The sequence below is a fragment of the Arthrobacter sp. NPDC057259 genome (genome assembly GCF_042668995.1).
Taxonomy (GTDB): Bacteria; Actinomycetota; Actinomycetes; order Actinomycetales; family Micrococcaceae; genus Arthrobacter.
Genome location: NZ_JBHUYA010000001.1, coordinates 210,054 through 232,020, shown reverse-complemented (window position 1 = coordinate 232,020; position 21,967 = coordinate 210,054). Strand labels below are relative to the sequence as shown.

Sequence of the window (21,967 nt, the reverse complement as noted above, 5' to 3'; positions counted from 1 at the left end):
CTCATAACCGCTAAAGCCGCCGGTCGGCGGCCCAATCGGCCCCGGCTCAGACCTCGGCGCCGAGCCGCTGGCTGATCACGGTGGAGACACCGTCGCCGCGCATGGTGACGCCGTAGAGGGCGTCGGCGACCTCCATGGTGCGCTTCTGGTGGGTGATCACGATCAGCTGGCTCGATTCGCGGAGCTCCTCGAAGATCGTGATGAGCCGGCCCAGGTTGGTGTCGTCGAGGGCCGCCTCCACCTCGTCCATAACGTAGAACGGCGAGGGCCGGGCCTTGAAAATGGCCACGAGCAGCGCCACGGCCGTCAGGGACCGCTCGCCGCCGGAAAGCAGCGAGAGGCGCTTGATCTTCTTCCCCGCGGGACGGGCCTCCACTTCGATGCCGGTGGTCAGCATGTCGCTGGGGTCGGTCAGGACCAGCCGTCCCTCACCGCCCGGGAAGAGCCGGGCGAAGACCCGGACGAACTGCCGGGCGGTGTCCTCGAAGGCCTCGGCGAAGACCTTCTGGACCCGGTCGTCGACGTCCTTGATGATGTCCAGCAGGTCCTTGCGGCTGGCCTTGAGATCCTCAAGCTGGGTGCTGAGGAACTGGTGGCGTTCCTCCAGCGCGGCGAATTCCTCCAGGGCCAGCGGGTTGACCCGGCCCAGGGCGGCAAGGTCCCGTTCGGCCTTCCGCAGCCGTTTTTCCTGTTCCTCCCGCACGAAGGGCTTGCCCTCGAGGATGGCGCGGCCGTCTTCGTCCACGGGCGCGCGCAGGGCCGCCCACTTGTCCCCGGTCTCCTCCGCCGGCACCGGCACCGGCTGGTCCGGGCCGAAGCTCCCCACCAGCTGGTCCGGGCTGAGCCCGAGTTCCTCGACACTGCGCAGCTCGAGGGCCTCGATCTTCAGGCGCTGCTGCGCCCGGGCCAGCTCGTCCCGGTGCACGGAGTCGGTCAGTTCCGCCAGTTCGCGGGCCAGGGCGTCGTTGCCGGTCCGAACCTCCGCCAGTTCCTGGTCCAGCCGTATGCGACGCTCCTCGGCAAGGTCCCGGTCCACGCGGGCCAGCTCGACCGACACGTCCAGGAAGCGGGCCACGTGGGCGACGGCGGCGGAGACGGCGGCGGCGCGGCGGGCCTGCAGGGCGCGGCGGCGGGCGCGTTCGGCTGCCTCGGCGCGGGCCTGCCGCTCGGTGGCGGCGGCCCGTTCCAGCGAGGAAGCACGGTTGCTGATGGCGGTGAGCTGTTCCTCGGCGCTGCGAAGGCCCAGCCGGGCCTCCATCTCGGCCGCGCGGGCCGCGGCCGCGGTCTGGGCGAGGGCGTCCCGTTGGTCCTGGGAAGGTTCCTCCTCCGCAGGGGCCTCATGCGCGGCGGCCAGCCGGGCGGCCACCGTTTCCAGGGCATCCTGTTCGACCGTGACCGCGGCCTCGGCGCGGGCCAGGGAGGCGGCCAGGCGTTCGCTCTCCCCCGCGGCGCTGCGGAGCACGGAATTCAAGTGCCCGAGGCGTTCGGCCACGGCCGCGAGCCGGGCGTCGGACTCGTGGAGTTTGTCCAGGGCCGCGTCCGCGCGCTCCTGCGCTTCCGCCCGCCGGGGCGCCGCGGCCGCCAGGGCGAAGCGGGTGCGTTCCAGCTCCGCGGTCACGGCGGCCAGCCGGGCGGCGGCGTCGTCGACGGCGGCCTGTACCTCCAGCAGCGACGGGGCCGAAGCCGAGCCGCCGCGGACGGCAAGCGCGGTGAAGACATCCCCCGCCCGGGTGACGGCGGTCAGCTCCGGGTGGTCGGCCAGCAGGGACGCGGCGGCGTCGTGGTCCTCGACGACCGCGGTGCCGGCCAGCAGCCGGTCCAGCAGCCCGCGCACGGGCACGGCGTCCGCCGCGTCGGCCGCCGGAGCAGCCAGTCCGGTCGCCGGGCGTGCCCCGGCCGGCAGCGCCGCTGTCCCGGGCACGTTGTCCCGGCCCTCGGCACCGGCCGCGGCGAGCAGCAGCGACGCACGGCCGGCGTCCTCTTCCCGGAGCAGGCCGAGCGCGGCGGTGGCCGCGGCCCGGTCGGCCACCACGACCGCGTCGGAGCAGTGGCCCAGCGCCGCGGCGATGGCGGCCTCGTAGCCGGGTTCAACGGCCAGCATCGACGCGAGCGGGCCGAGGATCCCGGCGAGGCCGGAGGAGGCGACGTGGCCGGAGCCGTCCTTGCGGTTCAGGCCGAGCTGCAGGGCTTCGTGCCGGGCCGCGAGGGCACCGCGTTCCCGGTCGGCATCGCGTTCGGCGGCCTTCAGCGCGTCGATCTCTGCGGTGACGGCGTCGAGTGCCTCGCTGGCGGCCTCGTACTCGGCGTCGAGGCTCTCTTCCCCGTCCTCGACGCCGGCCACCTGGGACTCCAGGGCGGTGAACTCGGCCTGGGCCTGGCGCCGGCGTTCCTCGCCGGCTGTCAGTGATTCCCGCAGCCGGCCCACCTCGGCCTGCGCGGATTCGACCCGGGAACGGGCCGCGCCGACCTGCCCGGCCAGCCGGGCCAGGCCCTCGCGCCGGTCCGCGGCGGCCCGCAGCAGGGCGTCGAGGCGTTTGGATTCGGCGGTGGACGCGGCCTCGGCTTCCTGCTTGGCAGCGGTGGCGTCCGCGAGCGCGTCCCGCCGCAGCCGGATCTGCTCTTCCAGCCCGGCCTGCTCGGCCCGGACGCGGGCGGCCTGCTGGTCCAGGTGGTCGGGGTCCCGGCCCGTCGCGGGTCCCGGGTCCGCGGCGCCGAGCAGGCGCCGGCGTTCCTCGGCCAGCGATCCGAGGGAGCGGAGCCGTTCCCGCCCGGAGGAGAGCCGGTACCAGTTGTCACGGGCGGCGTTGAGGGCGGGCGTAGCCTCGGCGGCCTGCTGCTCCAGTTCCGCCTGGCGGCGCCGGCCCAGGTCCAGGTCCCGTTCGACGACGGAGCGCCGGGCCTTGAGCGCCGATTCGTCCGCGACGTCCCGGGCAAGCGTGGACTGCAGCTGGACCAGGTCGTCGGCGAGGAGCCGTGAGCGCGCGTCGCGGACCTCGAACTGGACGGTCTGCGCGCGGCGTGCGACGGCGGCCTGCTTGCCCAGCGGCGTCAACTGCCGCCGGATCTCGGCCGTCAGGTCCCCGAGCCGGGCCAGGTTGGCCTGCATGGCCTCCAGCTTCCGGACTGTCTTTTCCTTCCGGCGCCGGTGCTTGAGGATGCCGGCGGCCTCCTCGATGAAGCCGCGCCGGTCCTCGGGGGTGGCGTGCAGGACCTTGTCCAGCTGGCCCTGTCCGACGATCACGTGCATTTCCCGGCCGAGGCCGGAGTCGGAGAGCAGTTCCTGGATGTCCAGCAGCCGGCAGGGGGCACCGTTGATGGCGTACTCGGACCCGCCGGTGCGGAACAGCGTGCGCGCGATGGTGACTTCGCTGTACTCGATCGGGAGGGCGCCGTCGCTGTTGTCGATGGTCAGGGACACGTGCGCCCGGCCCAGCGGGGGCCGGCCGGAGGTGCCGGCGAAGATGACGTCCTCCATCTTGCCGCCGCGCAGGGTCTTGGCGCCCTGTTCGCCCATCACCCAGGACAGGGCGTCCACCACGTTGGACTTGCCGGAACCGTTGGGACCCACCACGGCGGTGACGCCGGGTTCGAACTCAAAGGTCGTCGCGGACGCGAATGACTTGAATCCGCGGACGGTCAGGCTTTTGAGGTGCACGGTGGTTCCGGTCTCCTGCTGTGGGTGAGGTAAATGAAGCGGTGGCAGCCGCTACCGGCTACATACAATCTACTGCGGGGCACCGTCAGAATCCGCGCCATCGCGGTTCCGGCGGCGCGCTGGGCCCCTCTGTCCCCGCCGTCGATGCCGTGGACTGCATATGCAGGAATGGATGTGCAGCGGGCATAGTTAAGCACTTGGGCTTGTGCTTGACGGCGCAGTGAGCCGCAGGAGCGCAGGACAGATACGAACAGAGGCTTGATTTGATAGGCAATGCCACCTTCCGGCACACCAACACCGCGTTGCTTTCGGTGAGCAGCGTCGAGGCGCCCACGATCGTGAGTTCCCGCGACTTCGACCAGGCCCTGGCCGGGACGCTGCGCCGGTTGAAGTTCCCGCCGCGCCTGCTGGAGCGGGTCGCCGGGATCACGCACCGGCGCTGGTGGGCCCCGGGGACGGCGTTCGACGACGCCGCCGTGGAAGCCGGCGCCAAGGCCCTCGCCGAGTCCGGAATCGCGGCCTCCGACGTCGGGCTCCTGATCAACACCTCGGTCACCCGCCGGAACCTCGAACCGTCTGTCGCGGTCAAGATCCACCACGGGCTGGGACTGCCCTCCTCCGCCATGAACTTCGACTTGGCCAACGCCTGCCTGGGCTTCGTCAACGGCATGACCCTGGCCGCCACCATGATCGACTCCGGCCAGATCAAGTACGCCGTGATCGTCAACGGCGAAGACGCCCAGGCCACGCAGGAGGCCACCCTGGCCCGGCTGCAGCGTCCCGAGACCACCCGCGAGGACTTCAACCGCGAGTTCGCCACCCTCACCCTCGGCTCCGGCGCCGCGGCCGCCGTCCTGGGTCCCGCGGACCAGCACCCGGGCGCGCACCGGGTCGTCGGCGGCGTGGTCCGCGCCGGCACCGAACACCACGAACTCTGCGTCGGCGGCATCAACGGCATGGCCACGGACACCAAGGGACTGCTCGACGGCGGCCTGCAGCTGGTGGTGGACGCGTGGCGCGAAGCCCAGCCGGAGTGGGACTGGGCCTCGATGGACAGGTACGTCACCCACCAGGTCAGCAACGCCTACACCCAGGCCATCATCGACGCGATCGACCTGGACCCGGACAAGGTGCCGATCACCTTCCCGCACTGGGGCAACGTGGGCCCTGCGTCCCTGCCGATGACCCTCGCCGCAGAGGCGCAGACCCTCACCAGCGGTGACCGCGTGCTGTGCATGGGCGTCGGTTCCGGCCTGAACACCGCGATGGTGGAAATCGCTTGGTAGCCGCCACCTGGCCCGGCGTCGATCCCGCCTGGTCCCGCGAGATCGACGTGCCCGCGACCTCGGGTGCCGGGACCGCGCCGGGCCCTGACAAGCACGGCACAAGGCGCCGCTGGCACATCCTGGACAACGCGGCCCAGCTGGCCGAGCGTGGCCTCACCCCCGCCGGGACCCTGCTGTGCGTCCACGGCAACCCCACCTGGTCCTACCTCTGGCGGACCCTGCTGGCCGCCGGAACCGACCCCGCCCACCCCTGGCGGGTGGTGGCGGTGGACCAGCTGGACATGGGATTTTCCGAACGGACCGGCACCTTCCGCCGGCTGCAGGACCGGATCGACGACCTCGGCAACCTCACCGACGAACTCGGCCTGACGGGACCGGTCGTCACGGTCGGCCACGACTGGGGCGGGGTCATCAGCCTCGGCTGGGCGCTGGCCCACCAGGACCGGCTCGCCGGCGTCGTCCTCACCAACACGGCTGTCCACCAGCCCGCCGGGGTGCCCATCCCCGCGGCGCTGCGGCTCGCGCTGCATCCGGCCGTGCACCGCTGGGGCACGACGACGTCGGACGCCTTCCTGCGCGTGACCCACGCCCTGGCGCACCCGGCGCTGGACCCCGCGGTCCGCGCGGCGTTCATGGCCCCGTACCGCAACGCCCGCCGCCGCGCCGGGGTGGGCAACTTCGTGGCCGACATCCCGGCCGATGCCTCCCACCCCAGCTACCCGGCCCTGACGGCCGTCGCCGAGGGGGTGCGCGGACTCACTGTCCCGGCGCTGATGCTGTGGGGACCCCGGGACCCGATCTTCTCCGACCGGTACCTCAAGGACCTGGTTGGCCGGCTGCCGCACGCCCAGGTGCACCGCTTCGAGGGGGCCGGCCACCTGATGGCCGAGGACCGCAACATCGCGGATCCCATCTTCACCTGGCTCACCGAACACGTTTCCGACGCTCCCACGGCAGAAGCCGCCGCACCGGCCGCCGCAGAGACCGCCGGGACCGGGCCGCTCTGGGCCCCGCTGACCGTCCTTGCCTCGGGCCCCGACGCTGACCAGACGGCCGTAGCCGAGATGGCGCCCCACGGGGGCGTGTCCCGCTCACTCAGCTGGCGCGAACTGGACCGGCGGGTCACCGACCTGGCCCGAGGCCTCAGCGGCGCCGGCGTCGCCGCCGGGACCCGGGTCAGCCTGATGGTTCCGCCCGGAGTGGACCTCACCGTCGTCCTCTACGCCTGCCTCCGCGTGGGCGCCGTCGTGGTCGTGGCCGACGCCGGGCTCGGGCTCCGCGGCCTGAGCCGCGCCGTGCGGGGAGCCACCCCGGACGTGCTGATCGGCATCGACAAGGCCCTCGCCGCGGCCGCCGCCCTCGGCTGGGAGGCCCGGCGCTTCAGCGTCCGCGACCTCCCGGCGGCCCGCCGCCGGATCCTCGGCGTCGAAACCTCCCTCGAACGCCTCGGTGACACCGGCGCGGCGGCCGACGCCGGCCTGCCGCCCGTCCCGGCGGCCGACGCCCCCGCCGCCGTGCTGTTCACCTCCGGGTCCACCGGCCCGGCCAAGGGCGTTCAGTACACGCACCGGCAACTCGCCGCCATGCGGGACACCCTCGCCGCCACCCTGGACCTCCGCCCCGGCACACGCCTGGTGGCCGGCTTCGCGCCGTTCGCCCTGCTGGGCCCCGCCCTCGGCGCCGTGTCCGTCACCCCGGACATGGACGTGACCCGGCCCCGCACCCTGACGGCCCGGGCCCTGGCCGATGCGGCCGCCGCGATCGGCGCCACGGTGGTCTTCGCCTCCCCCGCCGCGCTGCGCAACGTCCTGGCCACCCGGGACACCCTCACCCCGGAGGGCCGGCAGGCCCTCGCCGCCGTGGAGCTGCTGCTCTCCGCCGGGGCCCCGGTACCGCGAAGCCTGCTCGAGGACCTTCAGGACCTGGTCCCCGCAGCCGGACTCCACACCCCCTACGGGATGACCGAGGCCCTTCCCGTGACGGACATCAACCTGGCGCAGATCCGGGAGGCCGCGGCCGACGCCGCCTCAGGGACGGTGCCCGGCGCCGGAAACGGCATCTGCGTGGGCCGGGCGGTGCACGGGGCCGAGCTGGCGGTGGCCCCGCTCGCCGCGGACGGCACCGCGCCGGCCAACCGGCCGGTCACGGACGCGGGAGTGACCGGGGAAATCCTGGTCCGCGCCGCGCACGTCAAGGACTCCTACGACCGGCTGTGGCTGACCCAGCGCGAGAGCGCCCGGACGGCGGGCTGGCACCGCACCGGCGACGTCGGGCACCTCGACGCCGCCGGACGGCTCTGGGTGGAGGGCCGGCTGGCGCACGTGGTCACCGCCCCGGGCGGCGTCGTCACACCCGTCGGAGCCGAGCAGGCCATCGAGGCATTGTCCGGGGTCGGACTCGCCGCCGTCGTCGGCGTAGGGCCGGCCGGCACCCAGGCGGTCGCCGCAGTCGTCGAGACCGTTCCGGCCGTCCGCAAGGCGGGACCGGCCGAGCCCGGGCTCGCCGGCCGGGTCCGCGCCGCCGCACGGCGGGCCGGCGTCGAGGTCTCCGCCGTCCTGACCGTCCCGGCCCACCCCACCGACATCCGCCACAACGCCAAGATCGACCGGACCCGGCTGGCCCGCTGGGCGGGCTCCGTGCTGGCCGGCGGCCGGCCCGGCACGCCGTGAGGATACTGGTCACCGGCGCCAGCGGGCTGCTCGGCGGCGCCGTCGCCCGGCTGCTGATGGAGCAGGGCCACGAGGTCACCACTTTCCAGCGCCGGCCCTCCGGGGTTCCGGGAGCCGCGGACCTGCAAGGTTCCGTGACGGACGACGCCGCCATGCGCAGTGCCGTCGCAGGCATGGACGGCGTCATCCACCTCGCCGCGAAGGTCTCCTTCACCGGCCGTCCCGAAGACTTCGATGCGGTCAACATCGCCGGCGCCGCCCGGCTCCTGGCGGCCGCCCGTGACGCCGGCGTGCGGGACCTGGTGTTCGTCTCCTCCCCGTCGGTAGCCAATTCCGGGCAGGCGATCGCGGGGCTCGACGCCGAACCGGCGGACCCGGCCCGGGCGCACGGGGACTACTCCCGCACGAAGGCAGCCGCCGAACTGCTGGCCCTCACCGCGGACGCACCCGGTTTCCGGGTCACCGCCGTGCGGCCGCACATCGTCTGGGGACCCGGCGACACCCAGTTGGTCGAACGGGTCCTGGAACGCGCCGCACAGGGCAGGCTGCCGCTGCTGGACGCCGGCGGCGCCCTGATCGACACGACATACATCGACAACGCGGCGGCCGCCATTGTGGCAGCGCTGCACCGCATGGACCGGGTCCACGGGCTTGCGCTGGTGGTCAGCAACGGCGAGCCACGGCCGGTGGGTGAGCTGCTGGCCGGAATCTGCGCCGCGGGCGGCGTGCCCGCGCCGGCGTGGTCCGTGCCGGGACGTGTGGCCCGGGCCGTGGGGTCACTGGTGGAGAAGGCCTGGCTCCGGTCCGGCCGGGTGGAGGAGCCGCCGATGACCCGGTTCCTGGCCGAGCAGCTGTCCACGGCGCACTGGTTCGACCAGCGCCGGACCCGGGAACTCCTGGACTGGACCCCCGCGGTCAGCCTGGACGAGGGGCTGGCCCGGCTGGCGGCGCACTACGGTGCTACCAGCGGCCGTTCCGCGGACGCGGCTGGCACACCGGGCAGGTGTGCGCCGAGCGGTTCATGAACTGCTCGCGCTTGATCAGGCTGACGATCCCGTTCGCGGCGCAGCGCCGGCACTCCTGGCCCTCCCGGCCGTAGGCGTTCAGGGACCGTTCGAAGTAGCCGGAGGAACCGTTGACGTTCACATAGAGCGAATCGAAGCTGGTGCCGCCGGCGGCCAGGGCGTCGGTCATGACCTGCCGGGCAGCGTCGAGGACGCGTTCGGCGTCGGCGCGGCGCATCCGGTCCGTGGCGCGGGCGTAGTGCAGCTTGGCCAGCCACAGCGCCTCATCCGCGTAGATGTTCCCGATGCCAGAGACCAGGCCCTGGTCCAGCAGGGCGCGTTTCAGACCGGTCCGGCGCGCCCGGAGGCGGCGGTAGAACAGGTCGAAGGAAAAGTGCGGGTCCAGCGGATCGCGGGCGATGTGCGAGGCTTCCTCGGCGATCAGCGGCAGCGGGGTCTCGGCCAGGCCGCCCGGGCCACCGTCCGCGGTGGCGATTAGCGAGGTCAGGAACAGGCCGCCGAAGATCCGCTGGTCCACGAACCTGAGCTGCTCCGGCATGCCCGCCGCCGGGCTGAGCCGCAGCCGGATCTTCAGGTGCTTCTCGTCCGGAACCTCGGCGTCCTGCATCAGGAGCTGCCCGGACATGCCCAGGTGTGCCATCAGGGCGACGTTCGCGGCGCCGCCGGAGGCATCGGCGCCACCGGCCGTTGAGGCGCCGCCGGACGCCTCAGCGGAGGCGTCCGCGAGCGGCAGCCAGAGGAATTTGCCGCGGCGGACCACGTCCAGGACGCGGGCGCCCTGCAGGTTGCCGATGAAGTCAGCGGGGCCGAGGGCGTGCCGGCGGACGGACCGCGGGTCCAGCACCTCGACGCGGGTGATGGTCCGGCCGCGGACCCAGCTCACCAGGCCGCGCCGGACCACCTCAACCTCGGGCAACTCGGGCAAGGGCGTTCCTAGCTGCCGGCCGGGGCGGCGGCGGAATCGCGGCGGCCCGCAACGTCAGCGGCGTCGCCGTCGGACTCCGCGGGGGCGGACAGCCGGCGCCACGCGTCGGCGGCGGCTTCCTGTTCCGCTTCCTTCTTGGAGTTGCCGGTGCCGGTGCCGTAGTCGGTGCCGCCGATGCGCAGCACGGCCTCGAAGGTCCGTGCGTGGTCCGGGCCGGACCCCTCGACGGCGTAGTTGATGGTGCCGAGCTGCCGGCTGGCGGCGAGCTCCTGGATGCTGGTCTTCCAGTCGGTGCCCGCGCCCAGAGCGGCCGCGTCCTTCAGCAGCGGACCCACCAGCCGCATGACCAGCTGCCGGGCCGTCTCCAGGTCATTGGAGAGGTAGGTGGCGCCGATCAGCGCCTCCATGGTGTCCGCGAGGATGGAGGCCTTGTTCTTGCCCTGGGTGAGCTTCTCGCCCTGGCCAAGGTAGATGTAGTCGCCCAAGTTGATGCTGCGGCCGATGCCGGCCAGCGCCCGGGTGCTGACGACGGCGGAGCGCCGCTTGGCCAGGTCACCTTCGGGAAGGTCCGGGTTGTCACGGTAGAGCGCGTCCGTGACCGAGAACCCCAGGATCGAGTCGCCCAGGAATTCGAGCCGCTCGTTGGTGGGGATGCCGCCGTTTTCGTAGGCGTAGGAACGATGGGTCAGAGCAAGACGAAGCGTCCCGGCGTCAATAGAGACACCGAGACGCTTCAGAAGCTCTTCAGTTGAAGACATCTTAGTCAGCCTGTTGGCGGATTAGACGTCTGCGACCTTGCGGCCCTTGTACTCAAGGAACAGCGCGGTGCCAGCCGAGTCGGTAACGACCTTTGCCTGGTGAGGCAGGCTGTAAACAACCTGGCCGTTTTCCACGGTCTTCACCAGGTGGGGGGCGGTTGCCTTCCACTGGGAGCGGCGGGCGCGGGTATTCGAGCGAGACATTTTCCGCTTGGGAACAGCCACGGCTAACTCATTTCTCTCTAGTCCAACACTTACAAATCAGTTTTGCCGGTCAGGCTTAGCCAGGTCGGCTAGGGCAGCCCAGCGAGGATCCAGGACCTCGTGGTGGTGCCCCGGCTCGTCTTCCAGGCGAACTCCGCATTCGGAGCAGAGGCCCTGGCAGTCTTCCCGGCACACCGGCTGGAACGGCAGCATGGTGACAACTGCGTCCCGCAACACCGGTTCAAGATCGATTAGATCGTGCTCGACTCGACGTTGCTCTTCTTCGTCTTCTCCGTCCGAGAATTCAGCATCCTCGTAGAAGAAAAGTTCTTGCACATTGACCTCTTGGTCATACGCAAGGGGATCCAGGCATCGACCGCATTCGCCGGTTACTTCGACGAACGCGGTGCCCGATACCAGAATTCCTTCGTGTACGGCCTCCAGGCGCAGATCCAGCTCGACATCCGAGCCTTCCTGCACACCAATGAGCGCCACGCCGAGATCACCCGGCGCGGGTACATGTTCTTTCAGTGTCCGCATGCTTCCCGGACTGCGTCCGAGGTCCTTGACGTCGAACGCCAGGGGCGAACTTGCATCTCGCTTAATGAGAACTCCTGTAGAACATATGACCGACGTACTATCTTAGCCTGATTCTTCGAGCGGACTCAAACCGCCCCGCCGGACCCCAGACGCCGCAGAACCGACTTCGGCACGAACTCCGAGACGTCGCCGCCGAGGGTGTGGACTTCCTTGATCAGGGTGGAGGACAGGTGCAGGTAGTGCCCCTCGGCGGGGAGGAAGACCGTCTCGACGCCGGTGAGCTGGCGGTTCATGGTGGCCATGGGCAGCTCGTAGTCAAAGTCGGAGGAGGAACGCAGCCCCTTGACGATCGCGGAGGCACCCCGCCGGCGGCAGTACTCGGCCAGCAACCCCTCCCCCACGGGCTCGACCACGATTCCGCGCAGCGAGGCCAGCGTCTCCCGGGCCATGCCGATCCGTTCCTCGAGGGTGAAGCGGTACTTCTTGGCGTAGTTGGTGGAGACCGCGACGATGACCTCATCGAACAGGCTCGCGGCCCGTGCAATGACCTCCAGGTGGCCGTTGTGGATGGGGTCGAAGGAGCCTGGGCACACCGCGCGTCTCATCCTCCGAACCTACCGCATGGGGCTTGCGGGCCGGGATAGCATGGCGGCATGTCAGCATCGAAGAGTTCTTCTTCTGCCGCGCCTGTGTCCGCGCCGTTCAGCGTTTCGGGAGGGACCGTCCTGGTGACCGGTGCCGCGATGGGCATGGGCCGGCTGTACGCCCTGCGCGCTGCCGGAGAGGGTGCCGCCGTCGTCATCCTCTGGGACGTCGACGCCGCGGGCCTGGCCTCGACCGCCGCGGAGGTCACCGCCCTGGGCGCGCGCGCCGTCGTCCGCCAGGTGGACCTGGCCAGCCGGGAGGCAATCGCCGACGCCGCCGCCGAGGCCGCCGCGGAGGGCCCCCTGACCCTGCTGGTCAACAACGCCGGGATTGTCCGCGGCGCCCTGTTCTGGGAGCACGACCCGGCCCGGGACATTGCCCTGACCATGGACATCAACGCCCTCGCCCCGATGTACGTCGCCCACGCCTTCCTGCCGGCGATGATGTCCGACGCCGGCCGTCCGCGCCGCATCCTGAACATCGCCTCCGCGGCCGGCACCGTCTCCAACCCGCGGATGAGTGTCTACGCGGCCTCCAAGTGGGCGGTGATCGGCTGGAGCGACTCGCTGCGGCTCGAACTCGAGCAGCAGGGCTTCGACCACCTCAAGGTCACCACCTTCTGCCCCAGCTACATCTCCACCGGCATGTTCGCCGGCGCCCGCGGACCGCTGTTCACGCCCCTGATGACCCCCGAGGATGCCATCAACCGCGCCTGGAATGCCATGCAGGAGGGCCGGCCGCAGCTGATCGCCCCGGCGACGGCGCAGCTGGGCAAGGTGCTGCGCGGGCTGCTGCCGGTGCGCGCCTGGGACTTCGTGGGCGGCAGGATCTTCGGTATCTACACCACCATGGACAAGTTCACGGGCCGGACCGGTACCCCCTCCGGCACTGCGGCCTGTACCCCCTCCGGCACGGCGGCGAACCAGTCACCGGACACGACGGCGGGCACGCCGTGACGCAGGTCCCGAATCCGGCACCCTGGCAGCGGACGGCCACCGGAGCGAACCTGCTCGGCGCCGACGGGACCTTGGGCGTCACCATCTTCGAGGAAATGACCACCCTGGCGCTCTCCACCGGCGCCATCAACCTGGGCCAGGGCTTCCCGGACGAGGACGGCCCGGCCGAGATCAAGGACGCCGCCCAGGCCGCCATCGCCGCCGGAGCCAACCAGTACGCCCCGGGCAAGGGGATCATCGAGCTGCGCGAGGGCATCTCACTGCACCAGGAACGCTTCTACGGCCTGACCCCGGACCCGCAGACCGAGGTGATCGTCACCACCGGTGCCACGGAGGCGATCGCCGCCGCGCTCCTGGCCCTGGTGGGCCCGGGCGATGAGGTCCTCACCTTCGAACCGTTCTACGACTCCTACGGCGCGATCATCGGCCTTGCCGGCGCCACGCATGTCACCGCGCCGCTGCTGGCCCCGGATTTCATGCCGGACCTGGACGCCCTGGAGGCCGCCTTCAGCGACCGGACCAGGGTGGTGCTGGTGAATAACCCGCACAACCCCACGGGGGCGGTCTTCCCCCGGGAGGTGCTGGAGCGCGTCGTCGCCCTCGCCCGCCGGCACGACGCCGTGATCGTCACCGACGAGGTCTACGAACACCTCACCTTCGGCCCCGCCCACCTTCCCGTCGCCGGGCTGCCCGGCGCCGCGGACCGCACCCTGACCATTTCGTCCGCCGGCAAGACCTTCTCCTTCACCGGCTGGAAGATCGGCTGGATCTCCGGCCCGGAGCAGCTGATCGCGGCCGTGCGCACGGTCAAGCAGTTCCTCAGCTACAGTTCCGGCACCCCGTTCCAGAGTGCGATCGCCCTGGGGCTCGGCCTGCCGGACGAGTTCTACGCGGGCATCGCGGACACCCTGCGGCTGAAGCGGGACATCCTCAGCGAGGGGCTGCGGGCCGCCGGCTTCGACGTCTTCACCCCGCAGGGCACGTACTTCGTCAACGTGGACACCGCGCCGCTGGGCATCACGGACGCCCTGGACCTGGCCCGGCGGCTTCCGGAGCTGGTGGGCGTCGCCGCGATCCCGGTCCCGGTGTTCTGCCACGCCGAGGGCGCCGAACGGACCCGCAGCCTGCTCCGCTTCGCGTTCTGCAAGCGGACGTCGGTGCTCGCCGAGGCCGCGGAGCGCCTGGCGACCCTCCGGGACCGGCTGTGAGCTCCCCGTCCCCGGCAGGCTCGCGGTTCCTGCGCACCACCGGCCAGCATGCCGCGATCGAACGGGACGAGTTCACCGACGGCGGCTACATCCTCAGCATCGGCGGCGCCGAACAGTCGCACGTCAACCTGGCCGAACCGGACGACATCTTCTACGAGTACCTGCGGCGGATCGGGCACATCGTCGACCTCGCCGCGCCATGGGGCGAGCCCGTCACGGCGCTGCACCTGGGCGCCGGCGCCCTCACCCTGGCCCGGTACATCCAGGCGACCCGGCCCGGGTCGGTGCAGTACGCGGTGGAACTCGAACGCGAACTGCTGGACTTCGTGCTGGAGCGGCTGCCCATGCCGGAGGGCACGGAACTGCACACGGTCATCGGCGACGCCCGGGAGGCCCTGGCGACCCTGCCGCCGGAGCTGCGCTTCGACGTCGTCATCCTGGACATCTTCTCCGGCCCCGAGGCACCCGCCCACATCGCCTGCACGGAGTTCTACCGGGAGGCGGCCGCCCGCCTCACCCCGCGCGGGGTGCTGGTGGTCAACGTCGGCGACGAGCCGGGCCTGACCCTGGTCCGCAGCCAGGTGGCCGCGCTGCGCCGGGCCATGGCGGACGTCGCCGCGTTCGCCGAGTCCGGCCTGTTCTCCGGCCGCTACCCCGGCAACATCATCCTCGTCGGCACGCAGGGCCCCTGGCCGGCTCCGTGGACGGCCGCGCTCACCGCCCGCGGGCCGCACCCGGCGAGGGTGCTCACCGGCGTCGAGCTCGACGCGATCGCTGAGGCCTAGGGCCCGAATTGCAAAACCCTTCGGCTGCTCAGCCGAAGGCGATCTTCCGCAGCAGCTCCCTTAATTGGTCCCGCTCGGTGCCGCTGAGGGCGGCCAGGGACGTGTCCTCGGCGTCCCGGACCGCCGCGGCGGCCCGGGCGAACAGGTCCCGGCCGGCGGCGGTGGCCCGGATGACCTTGGAGCGCCGGTCGCGCGGGTCGGCGGCGCGTTCGACCAGGCCGCGGGCCTCCAGTGCATCCACCAGCGAGACGATCTGGCTGGGGTCCAGGCGCAGGAAGCCGGAGAGCTCCCGCTGTGAGGGGTCGGTGCCGCTGCAAGCCAGGGCCAGCACCGAGTAGGAACGCACCTTCAGCTCCAGCGGCGCCAGCAGCGCGTTGGCGTGGCCGATGCCCACCGAACGGGCGCGGGCGGCCAGGAACTCGATCTCGCCGGCCAGGTCGCTGGCCAGCAGGCGGTCCGGAACGGCGGCGGAGCCTTCCCCCTGGTCCGGGTCCGGCGTGAGTGTTGCGGCCACAAATCCTCGCAGTTCTTGGCGGGTGCGCAGCGCGCATGACAGCAGCAACATTACCCGCGGCCCCTGCCACGGTCCTCCGGCGGCGCGCACACGGATCATTGAAAAAATAATGATTGACTTTGTCAATTATGTGGGTTGTCATTTATGTAATCCGGGGTCCGCCGCAAAGGTCGTTTGCGTCCGCCCGGGCCCCGAAGGCCGGATAACTTACCCCAAGGAAGTGGACTGTTATGAAGAGACTGACCTTTGCCGCCGTCTGCGTTGCCGCCGCGGTGCTCCTGACAGCCTGCGGCGGAGGCTCCCCGTCCGGCACCGGCTCCGCGGCGCCGGCCGCAGGGGCGGACGGTCTCCGCAGCATCAGCGTCGGCGTAATCTCGATCGCGCCGTCCGCCGCCGTGCAGATGGGCATCGACGAGGGCATCTTCGCCAAGCACAAGCTCAAGGTCGAGCTGCAGAGCGGGCAGGGCGGCGCGGCGATGCTTCCAGCCGTATCCACCGGCACCATGAACTTCTCCGTCGGCAACCCGCTGTCCGTGCTCCTGGCCAAGAACAAGGGCCTGGACATGAAGATCGTCACCGGATACTCCAACTCCCTGGCCACCGGCGAGGACATCAACGGCGTGGTCGCGAAGGCCAATTCGGGCATCACCTCCGCCAAGGACCTCGCCGGGAAGAAGGTCGCCGTCAACACCATCAACGCCCAGGGCGACCTGACCATCAAGGAGGTCGTCTCCCAGCAGGGCGGCGATCCGAATGCGGTGCAGTTCCTCGAACTGCCCTTCCAGGACATGGGCGCACAGCTGGCGCAGGGCAACGTGGACGCCGTCTGGGTCCCGGAGCCGTTCCTGTCCAAGCTGCTGGCGGACGGCAACAAGCTGGTCACCTACAACAACCAGGCCGCCCTGCCCGGGCTCCCCACCATGGTGACGTTCACCAGCGGCAACTACGCCCAGCAGAACCCCGAGGTGGTTAAGGACTTCAAGGACGCCATGACGGAGACGCTCAGCATGGCCCAGAGCAACCCCGACAAGGTCCGGGCGCTGCTGCCCGCGTTCATGAAGATGCCGGAGAACGTCGCCAAGACCCTGCGCCTGGAGAAGTTCGACGGCGCCGTGGACGAGCCGACGCTGACCAAGCTCGGCGCGCTGATGGCCAAGTACAAGATCGTTCCCTCGGAGCCGGACGTCTCCGGCACCATCCTGAAGTAGCGGCTACTCCCCGGCGTCGCCGGCGGCCTCGTCCGCCGGCACGCCGGGCTCGGCGAACCAGAGCCTGGTCTCGCCGTATTTCTTCTCCGCGAACCGTTCCAGCCCCTCGGGCCAGGACGGCTCCGGCGTGCGGGCTGAACGTTCAACCACGACGACGGCGCCCTCGGCCAGGTGCGGCAGGAGCTTGGCCAGCACGGCGGCCAGGGCGTCCTCCTCGAGCGGGTAGGGCGGGTCCAGGAACACCAGGTCCCAACGGGTTCCCTCCCCCGCCCGTTCCAAAAACGATTCGACCTTGGAGCGGTGCACGGAGACCACCTTGCGCCGCAGCACGGTGTTGATCAGGTCCGCGTTGCGCTGGCAGACCTCGGAGGCCTTGGCGGCGAACTCCACCAGGTCCACGCCGGCGGCACCACGGCTGGCGCTTTCGACGCCGAGGGAGCCCGAGCCGGCGTAGAGGTCCAGCACGCGGGCGTCCGAGATCACCTCGAACGCGTCCAGCCGGGAGAACAGGGCCTCCTTGACCCGGTCCGTGGTGGGCCGGGTCAGTGAGCCCGGAACCCCGGCCAGGGTGGTGCCGCCGGCCGCGCCGGCGATGATCCGGCTCACGGGCGGCTCTCCTCAGTACTAACCGCGTTCAAGGAACGCCTCCTTCTCGGGGTTCAAGTAATCGTCGATGGCGGCGGCCAGCGCCGCGTGGCGGGTCAGCCCCGGGTCCCCGCCGATGATCGCCTGCGCGTCCTGCCGGGCCCGGGCAATGACATCCTCGTGCTCGAGGACCCGCAGCAGCTTCAGGGTGGACCGGCCGCCGGACTGGGACGCGCCCAGGATGTCACCCTCGCGGCGGAGCTTGAGGTCCTCCTGGGAGAGTTCGAACCCGTCGGTGGTGGACGCCACGGCCTCGAGGCGCCGCCGGCTGGGGTGGCCCGGCTCCAAGGTGGTCACCAGCAGGCAGGTCCCGGGCAGGCCGCCGCGGCCCACCCGGCCGCGGAGCTGATGCAGCTGGGAGATGCCGAAGCGGTCCGCGTCCAGGATCACCATGAGGGTGGCGTTGTGCACGTCCACGCCCACCTCGATCACGGTGGTGGAGACCAGCAGCTTGGTCCGGTTGGCGGTGAACGCGGCCATGGTGTCGGACTTCAGCACCGGGTCCTGCCGTCCGTGCAGCGGCGCCACCGGCACCCCGGCGAGGGCCGGTTCGTCCTGCAGCAGTTCGACGACGCCGGTGACGGACGCTAGCTCCCGGGCGCCGCCGCCGGCCAGGTCCGCGTCGCTGGGTTCGGCCTCGCCGGGGCTGAAGTCGCCGTCGTCGTCATCGCCGATCTTGGGGCAGACGACGTAGACCTGGTGCCCGGCGTCGATCTCCTCGCGGGACCGGGACCAGATCCGCTGTGCCCAGGCCGGGTGTTCGGCCAGTCCCACCACGTGGGTGGAGATCGGGGCGCGGCCCGCCGGCAGCTCGTCCAGCACGGAGGTCTCCAGGTCGCCGAAGACGGTCATGGCGACGGTGCGCGGGATGGGTGTGGCGGTCATGACCAGCAGGTGCGGGGGTTTGCTGGCCTTGGAGCGGAGCACGTCGCGTTGTTCGACGCCGAAGCGGTGCTGTTCGTCCACCACGATCATGCCGAGGTCGTAGAAGGAGACGTTCTCACTCAGCAGCGCGTGGGTGCCGATCACGATGCCGGCGGTGCCGGAGGCGGCGTCCAGCATCGCCTGCCGGCGGGCGGCGGTGGGCATGGAACCGGTCAGCAGCGTCACCTGCACCGAGTCGGGGCCGAAGCCGCCCAGCAGCCCGTCGCGCGAGAGCGGGCCCAGGGTCCGCCGGATCGACTCGAAATGCTGGGCGGCGAGGACCTCGGTGGGGGCCAGCAGCGCGGCCTGGCCGCCGGCGTCCACCACCTGCAGCATGGCGCGCAGGGCCACGATCGTCTTGCCGGAGCCCACCTCGCCCTGCAGCAGCCGGTTCATCGGTGAGTCCCCGGCCAGTTCCGCGGCGAGGGTCTTCCCGACGGCGGCCTGGCCGGCGGTCAGGGTGAACGGCAGCTGCCGGTCGAAAGCGGTCAGCAGCCCCTCGGCCACGGGGCGGCGGGCGGTGGCTTCCTCGGCGGCCAGCTGGGAGCGGCGACGGGCGAGGGCGGACTGCAGGACCAGGGCCTCCTGGTAGCGGAAGCGGTCCCGGGCGCGGCGCCAGTCGGCGTGGACCTCCGGGGCGTGGATCAGCCGGTAGGCCTCGGCGACCGGCAGGAACTTTTCCCGGCCGGAGATCGCGGCGGGCAGCGGGTCGGGCAACTCGGTCAGGTCAGCGGTCTCCAGCAGCGTGGCGATGACCTTCTGGATGGACCAGCTGGTCAGCTTTGCCGTGGCCGGGTACACCGGGATGGGCATGGCGGCGAGCTTCTCCGGGTCCATGCCCGGCACGTCCGGGTCCTCGTCCAGGAGCTGGAAGTCGGGGTTGGTCAGGCCCAGGCTCCCGGCGTAGCGGGTGATCCTACCGGAGAAGAGCGCCCGGACACCCGGCTGCAGTTCCGCCCGGGCGCGGAAGCCGTTGAAGAAGCTGACCTTGAGCGTGCCGGGCTGCGCCGTCCCGGCCCGCGGTGCGGCACTTGTCGCACTCCCCGAGCCCGCGTCGTCGGAGATCACGACGTCGGTGATGGAGCCGCGGCGGGCGCGCATCTGCCGGGTGCTGTTGGAGAGCACCCGGGCGATGAGCGTGACTTCCTCATCGAGCGGCACCTCGCTGATGGGGGTCAGCTCGCCACGGGTGACGTAACGGCGCGGGAAGTAGTTCAGCAGGCCGCCAACGGTGGTGATGCCGAGGTGCTTCTCGATGACGGCGGCGGACCGCTTCCCGATCCGGCGGTCCAGGGCGAGGTTCAGCTCAGCGGACATGTCCGTCGGAGTCCGTGCTGCCGCCGCCGGCGCCGGGGACGGCCGCCTCCGCGGGGTCCCGCGGGACGGCGAGGTCGCTGATGCTGGTCTCGGTGGGCTCGCCGAGGGAACGGATGAGGGCGACGGCGGGCGCCGCGTCGGGGACGTGCACGTGGACCCGCCAGCGGTAGGCGCCCTCGGCGTCGGCGTCCTTGCCCACCTGGCTCATGATCACCGACTCGCCGATCTCGTCCAGCCGCTGCCGCATGGTGGCCGCGTCCAGCGGGGAGAGCGAGATGGTGCACATAACCTCCACGCCCTCGTCCCGCGGCATGTCGGCGTGGATGTGGGGGTCCTGCACATCGTAGCCGTGCAGTCCGTCCAGCAGGGCCTCCTGGAGCTCCTCCCCCAGCACGGCCGAGCGGAGGCAGTCGAGGACCAGCAGCATGCCCACGCCGCCGGCGTCCACCACCTTGGCGGTGTGCAGTGCCTCGAGTTGATCCTCGGTGCGGATGACGGCACCCAGCGCGGCCTCGACGGCGGCGTCCAGGGCCAGGCCCAGGGTGTGGTTGCTGTCGTCCCCGCCGTGTTCGGCGTCGACGGCGGCCACGGCGCGGGCGGCGGCCTCCATGACCGAGAGCATGGTTCCGGGAACGGGGTCGCTCAGCGCGGACCAGGCCCGGAGCTGGGCGCGGTTCAGGGCGGCGGCCAGCAGCGGGGAGCTCATCCGGGGGTGGCCGGCCAGCGGCTCGGCGACGGCGCAGAGGAAGACGGCAAACAGGGTCCCGGAGTTGCCGCGGGCCTGCTCAATGGCGGCCTGGCCGGCGCGGGCCAGGAGCGCCCCGACGTCGTGCTGGGCCGGGTCCGGGGCGGCCACGGCGAACGGCTGGCCGCCGGCGGGCAGCTGCGGGAGGGCGGAGGTGTCCGTGGCGACGTCCTGCAGCGCGCGGGCGGCGGCACGGACGGTGAGGTAGAGGTTGGTGCCGGTGTCGCCGTCGGCCACCGGGAAGATATTGATGGCGTTCAGGCGGTCGCTGTGGTTTCCGAGCGTCGTTTCTGCCTTGCCCAACCACCGCTTCATCGCTTGCGCGTTGGCGGCAATCTTAGTCTGCAAAGTGATCCCATCCCACAGTGTCAGCGGGCTTGCCCGCTATGGTCACGGCCGGGCCGTCATTCGTTGCCCGGGCCTTTACCGAGCCTATCGCAGTGAAACCGGGAGGCAGCTGAACGTCGGCGGGAAAGGCCGCCAGCAGCCCGTGGTCCTCCCCGCCGCCCAGGACCCAGTCCAGCGGGTCCGTCCCCAGGAGGGCGGCGGCGTCCTGCAGCGGGGCGGCCAGTTGTTTCAGCGCGGCGGGGTCCAGGTCGAGGACGGCGCCGCTGGCGTCTGCCAGCCTGCCGCCGTCGCGGACCAGGCCGTCGGAAATATCCATCAGCGCGGTGGCCCCGGCGTCGCGGGCGGAGGGCCCGGCGGCGAGCGGGGGCCGCGGCCGGCACTGGGTGTCCAGCAGGGCGCGCTGTTCCCGGGTCAGGCGATCCACCGGGACCTCCGATTCGAGCAGGGCGAGGCCGGCGGCGGCGTGCCCGACGGTGCCGGCGAGGGCGAGCGTGTCCCCGGGCCGGGCGCCGGAGCGCAGCACGGGGGCGCGACCGTCGAGGCTGCCGAGGATGGCGACGGAGACGGAGAGTTCGCGGCCGCGGCCGAGGTCACCGCCGGCGACCGCGCAGCCGCCGGCGCCGAGTCCGCTGATGCCGGCGCTGATGCCGTCCGCGAAGTCCTCCACCCAGCCCACGGTGGTTTCCGGGGGCACGGTCAGGCTGACCACCAGGGAGGTGGCCCGGGCGCCCATGGCGTTGATGTCGCTGAGGTTCTGGGCGGCGGCCTTCCAGCCGACGTCGTAGCCGGTGGTCCGGTAGCCGTTGTTCCATTGCAGCCGGAAGTCCTGGTCCGCCACCTGGGTGTCGATGCTGATCACGGTGCGGCCGTCCGGGGCGGCGACGATCGCGGCGTCGTCCCCGGGGCCCAGCAGCAGGACGTTGGCGTCGCCGGCGTTCAGGCGCGGAAAGATCCGCTGCAGCAGCTGGGACTCGGAGAGGTCGGCCACGGTCAGCGGGGTGGTGTTCACGATGTCAGGCACGTTCCTACGCTACCGTCCGGGTCCGACAGTGACGGTCCGGGCGCCCGCTCCGGCCGGGATAGGCTGGATGGATGCAGCAGCACCGCCAGTCCGGATCCCGTCGCCCCCTCCGCTTCCTGGCCACCGTCGCCGCTGCCGGGCTGGCTTTGAGCGCCTGCTCCCCCGCCGTCGACGTCGCCCCCGCCAAGGATGCGGCCAACCCGGCGTGCGCGCCCATGATGGTGGCGTTGCCGGATTCGATCGGCGACGCAAAGCTCCGCAAGACCAACAGCCAGGGCACCGCCGCGTGGGGGGATCCGTCCCTGCTGGTGCTGCGCTGCGGCGTGAACGTCCCCGGCCCCACCACGGACCGCTGCGTGACCGTCAACGGCGTGGACTGGGTCATCAAGGAGGGCGATCCGGTGTGGACTTTGACCACGTTCGGCCGCGAACCCGCGACGGAAATCCTGATGGACCCCAACAAGATCAGCTCCGCCACGGTCCTCGCGGAGCTGGCGAACGCCGCCGGCAAGGTGAGGTCCACCCGCAACTGCGTCGGCCAGCAGGACCTGCAGAACCTGCCCACCGGCAAGTAGCGGCGGGTAGGCTT

Annotated in this window: 19 protein-coding genes; 8 read left to right on the top strand and 11 right to left on the bottom strand. The window is 71.6% G+C overall.

What is annotated here, in order from left to right:
- Positions 1-46 precede the first annotated feature (46 nt).
- Entirely contained in the window at positions 47-3,655 is a 3,609-nt protein-coding gene (gene smc / locus ACFUCU_RS01045; RefSeq protein WP_377970105.1) for a chromosome segregation protein SMC, read from the bottom strand.
- Between the two features lie 263 nt (positions 3,656-3,918).
- On the opposite strand from smc, the gene ACFUCU_RS01040 reads away from it, so the two are divergent.
- From ACFUCU_RS01040 to ACFUCU_RS01030, 3 genes are read left to right on the top strand one after another with little or no spacing between them, the layout of a single operon-like run.
- The gene (locus ACFUCU_RS01040; RefSeq protein ID WP_377970104.1) at positions 3,919-4,941 is read left to right on the top strand and encodes a 3-oxoacyl-ACP synthase III; all 1,023 of its coding nucleotides are present in this window, start codon (positions 3,919-3,921) and stop codon (positions 4,939-4,941) included.
- Complete coding sequence (locus ACFUCU_RS01035; RefSeq protein WP_377970102.1) at positions 4,935-7,610, top strand: alpha/beta fold hydrolase; 2,676 nt, start codon at positions 4,935-4,937, stop codon at positions 7,608-7,610. The genes ACFUCU_RS01040 and ACFUCU_RS01035 overlap by 7 nt, the downstream gene beginning before the upstream one ends.
- Positions 7,607-8,635 carry an NAD-dependent epimerase/dehydratase family protein gene (locus tag ACFUCU_RS01030; protein ID WP_377970100.1) on the top strand — a complete coding sequence of 343 codons (1,029 nt, stop codon included), beginning with the start codon at positions 7,607-7,609 and terminating at the stop codon, positions 8,633-8,635. The genes ACFUCU_RS01035 and ACFUCU_RS01030 overlap by 4 nt, the downstream gene beginning before the upstream one ends.
- On the opposite strand, the gene mutM is transcribed toward ACFUCU_RS01030, so the two are convergent.
- The 5 genes from mutM to coaD form a co-directional block, all read right to left on the bottom strand.
- Positions 8,571-9,560, bottom strand: coding sequence for a bifunctional DNA-formamidopyrimidine glycosylase/DNA-(apurinic or apyrimidinic site) lyase (mutM, locus tag ACFUCU_RS01025; RefSeq protein WP_377970098.1), 990 nt, complete (start codon positions 9,558-9,560; stop codon positions 8,571-8,573). The two genes, ACFUCU_RS01030 and mutM, sit on opposite strands and share 65 nt — an antisense overlap.
- Before the next feature lie 8 nt (positions 9,561-9,568).
- Complete coding sequence (gene rnc / locus ACFUCU_RS01020) at positions 9,569-10,318, bottom strand: ribonuclease III (RefSeq protein WP_377970097.1); 750 nt, start codon at positions 10,316-10,318, stop codon at positions 9,569-9,571.
- A gap of 21 nt (positions 10,319-10,339) precedes the next feature.
- Positions 10,340-10,543 carry a 50S ribosomal protein L32 gene (gene rpmF / locus ACFUCU_RS01015; RefSeq protein WP_056738282.1) on the bottom strand — a complete coding sequence of 68 codons (204 nt, stop codon included), beginning with the start codon at positions 10,541-10,543 and terminating at the stop codon, positions 10,340-10,342.
- A 36-nt stretch (positions 10,544-10,579) separates the two neighbouring features.
- On the bottom strand, positions 10,580-11,104 hold the full coding sequence (locus tag ACFUCU_RS01010; protein WP_290257876.1) for a DUF177 domain-containing protein: 525 nt from the start codon (positions 11,102-11,104) through the stop codon (positions 10,580-10,582).
- Positions 11,105-11,187: 83 nt separating this feature from the next.
- Complete coding sequence (gene coaD / locus ACFUCU_RS01005; protein ID WP_290257515.1) at positions 11,188-11,667, bottom strand: pantetheine-phosphate adenylyltransferase; 480 nt, start codon at positions 11,665-11,667, stop codon at positions 11,188-11,190.
- Positions 11,668-11,715: 48 nt separating this feature from the next.
- On the opposite strand from coaD, the gene ACFUCU_RS01000 reads away from it, so the two are divergent.
- From ACFUCU_RS01000 to ACFUCU_RS00990, 3 genes are read left to right on the top strand one after another with little or no spacing between them, the layout of a single operon-like run.
- Positions 11,716-12,663, top strand: a complete 948-nt coding sequence (locus tag ACFUCU_RS01000) for an SDR family NAD(P)-dependent oxidoreductase (RefSeq protein WP_377970094.1) — start codon at positions 11,716-11,718, stop codon at positions 12,661-12,663.
- On the top strand, positions 12,660-13,871 hold the full coding sequence (locus ACFUCU_RS00995; RefSeq protein WP_377970092.1) for an aminotransferase class I/II-fold pyridoxal phosphate-dependent enzyme: 1,212 nt from the start codon (positions 12,660-12,662) through the stop codon (positions 13,869-13,871). The genes ACFUCU_RS01000 and ACFUCU_RS00995 overlap by 4 nt, the downstream gene beginning before the upstream one ends.
- Entirely contained in the window at positions 13,868-14,656 is a 789-nt protein-coding gene (locus ACFUCU_RS00990) for a spermidine synthase (protein ID WP_377970091.1), read from the top strand. Before ACFUCU_RS00995 ends, ACFUCU_RS00990 begins: the two co-directional genes overlap by 4 nt.
- 28 nt (positions 14,657-14,684) lie before the next feature.
- Here ACFUCU_RS00990 and ACFUCU_RS00985 read toward each other — a convergent pair whose 3' ends face one another.
- Positions 14,685-15,170 carry a MarR family winged helix-turn-helix transcriptional regulator gene (locus ACFUCU_RS00985; RefSeq protein ID WP_377970090.1) on the bottom strand — a complete coding sequence of 162 codons (486 nt, stop codon included), beginning with the start codon at positions 15,168-15,170 and terminating at the stop codon, positions 14,685-14,687.
- 230 nt (positions 15,171-15,400) lie between these two features.
- On the opposite strand from ACFUCU_RS00985, the gene ACFUCU_RS00980 reads away from it, so the two are divergent.
- Positions 15,401-16,378 carry an ABC transporter substrate-binding protein gene (locus ACFUCU_RS00980; RefSeq protein WP_377970089.1) on the top strand — a complete coding sequence of 326 codons (978 nt, stop codon included), beginning with the start codon at positions 15,401-15,403 and terminating at the stop codon, positions 16,376-16,378.
- A gap of 3 nt (positions 16,379-16,381) precedes the next feature.
- Here ACFUCU_RS00980 and rsmD read toward each other — a convergent pair whose 3' ends face one another.
- The 4 genes from rsmD to ACFUCU_RS00960 are packed head-to-tail and all read right to left on the bottom strand — an operon-like array spanning position 16,382 to position 21,378.
- Entirely contained in the window at positions 16,382-16,984 is a 603-nt protein-coding gene (gene rsmD, locus ACFUCU_RS00975) for a 16S rRNA (guanine(966)-N(2))-methyltransferase RsmD (protein ID WP_377970087.1), read from the bottom strand.
- Between the two features lie 18 nt (positions 16,985-17,002).
- Positions 17,003-19,264: an ATP-dependent DNA helicase RecG gene (locus tag ACFUCU_RS00970; RefSeq protein WP_377970085.1), complete on the bottom strand. Its 2,262-nt coding sequence runs from the start codon at positions 19,262-19,264 to the stop codon at positions 17,003-17,005.
- Positions 19,254-20,324 carry a DAK2 domain-containing protein gene (locus ACFUCU_RS00965; protein ID WP_377970083.1) on the bottom strand — a complete coding sequence of 357 codons (1,071 nt, stop codon included), beginning with the start codon at positions 20,322-20,324 and terminating at the stop codon, positions 19,254-19,256. The genes ACFUCU_RS00970 and ACFUCU_RS00965 overlap by 11 nt, the downstream gene beginning before the upstream one ends.
- Positions 20,325-20,346: 22 nt before the next feature.
- Entirely contained in the window at positions 20,347-21,378 is a 1,032-nt protein-coding gene (locus ACFUCU_RS00960) for a thiamine-phosphate kinase (protein WP_377970082.1), read from the bottom strand.
- 71 nt (positions 21,379-21,449) lie between these two features.
- Between ACFUCU_RS00960 and ACFUCU_RS00955 the strand changes: the two genes are divergently transcribed.
- Positions 21,450-21,953, top strand: coding sequence for a DUF3515 domain-containing protein (locus tag ACFUCU_RS00955; RefSeq protein ID WP_290257506.1), 504 nt, complete (start codon positions 21,450-21,452; stop codon positions 21,951-21,953).
- Positions 21,954-21,967: the final 14 nt, after the last annotated feature.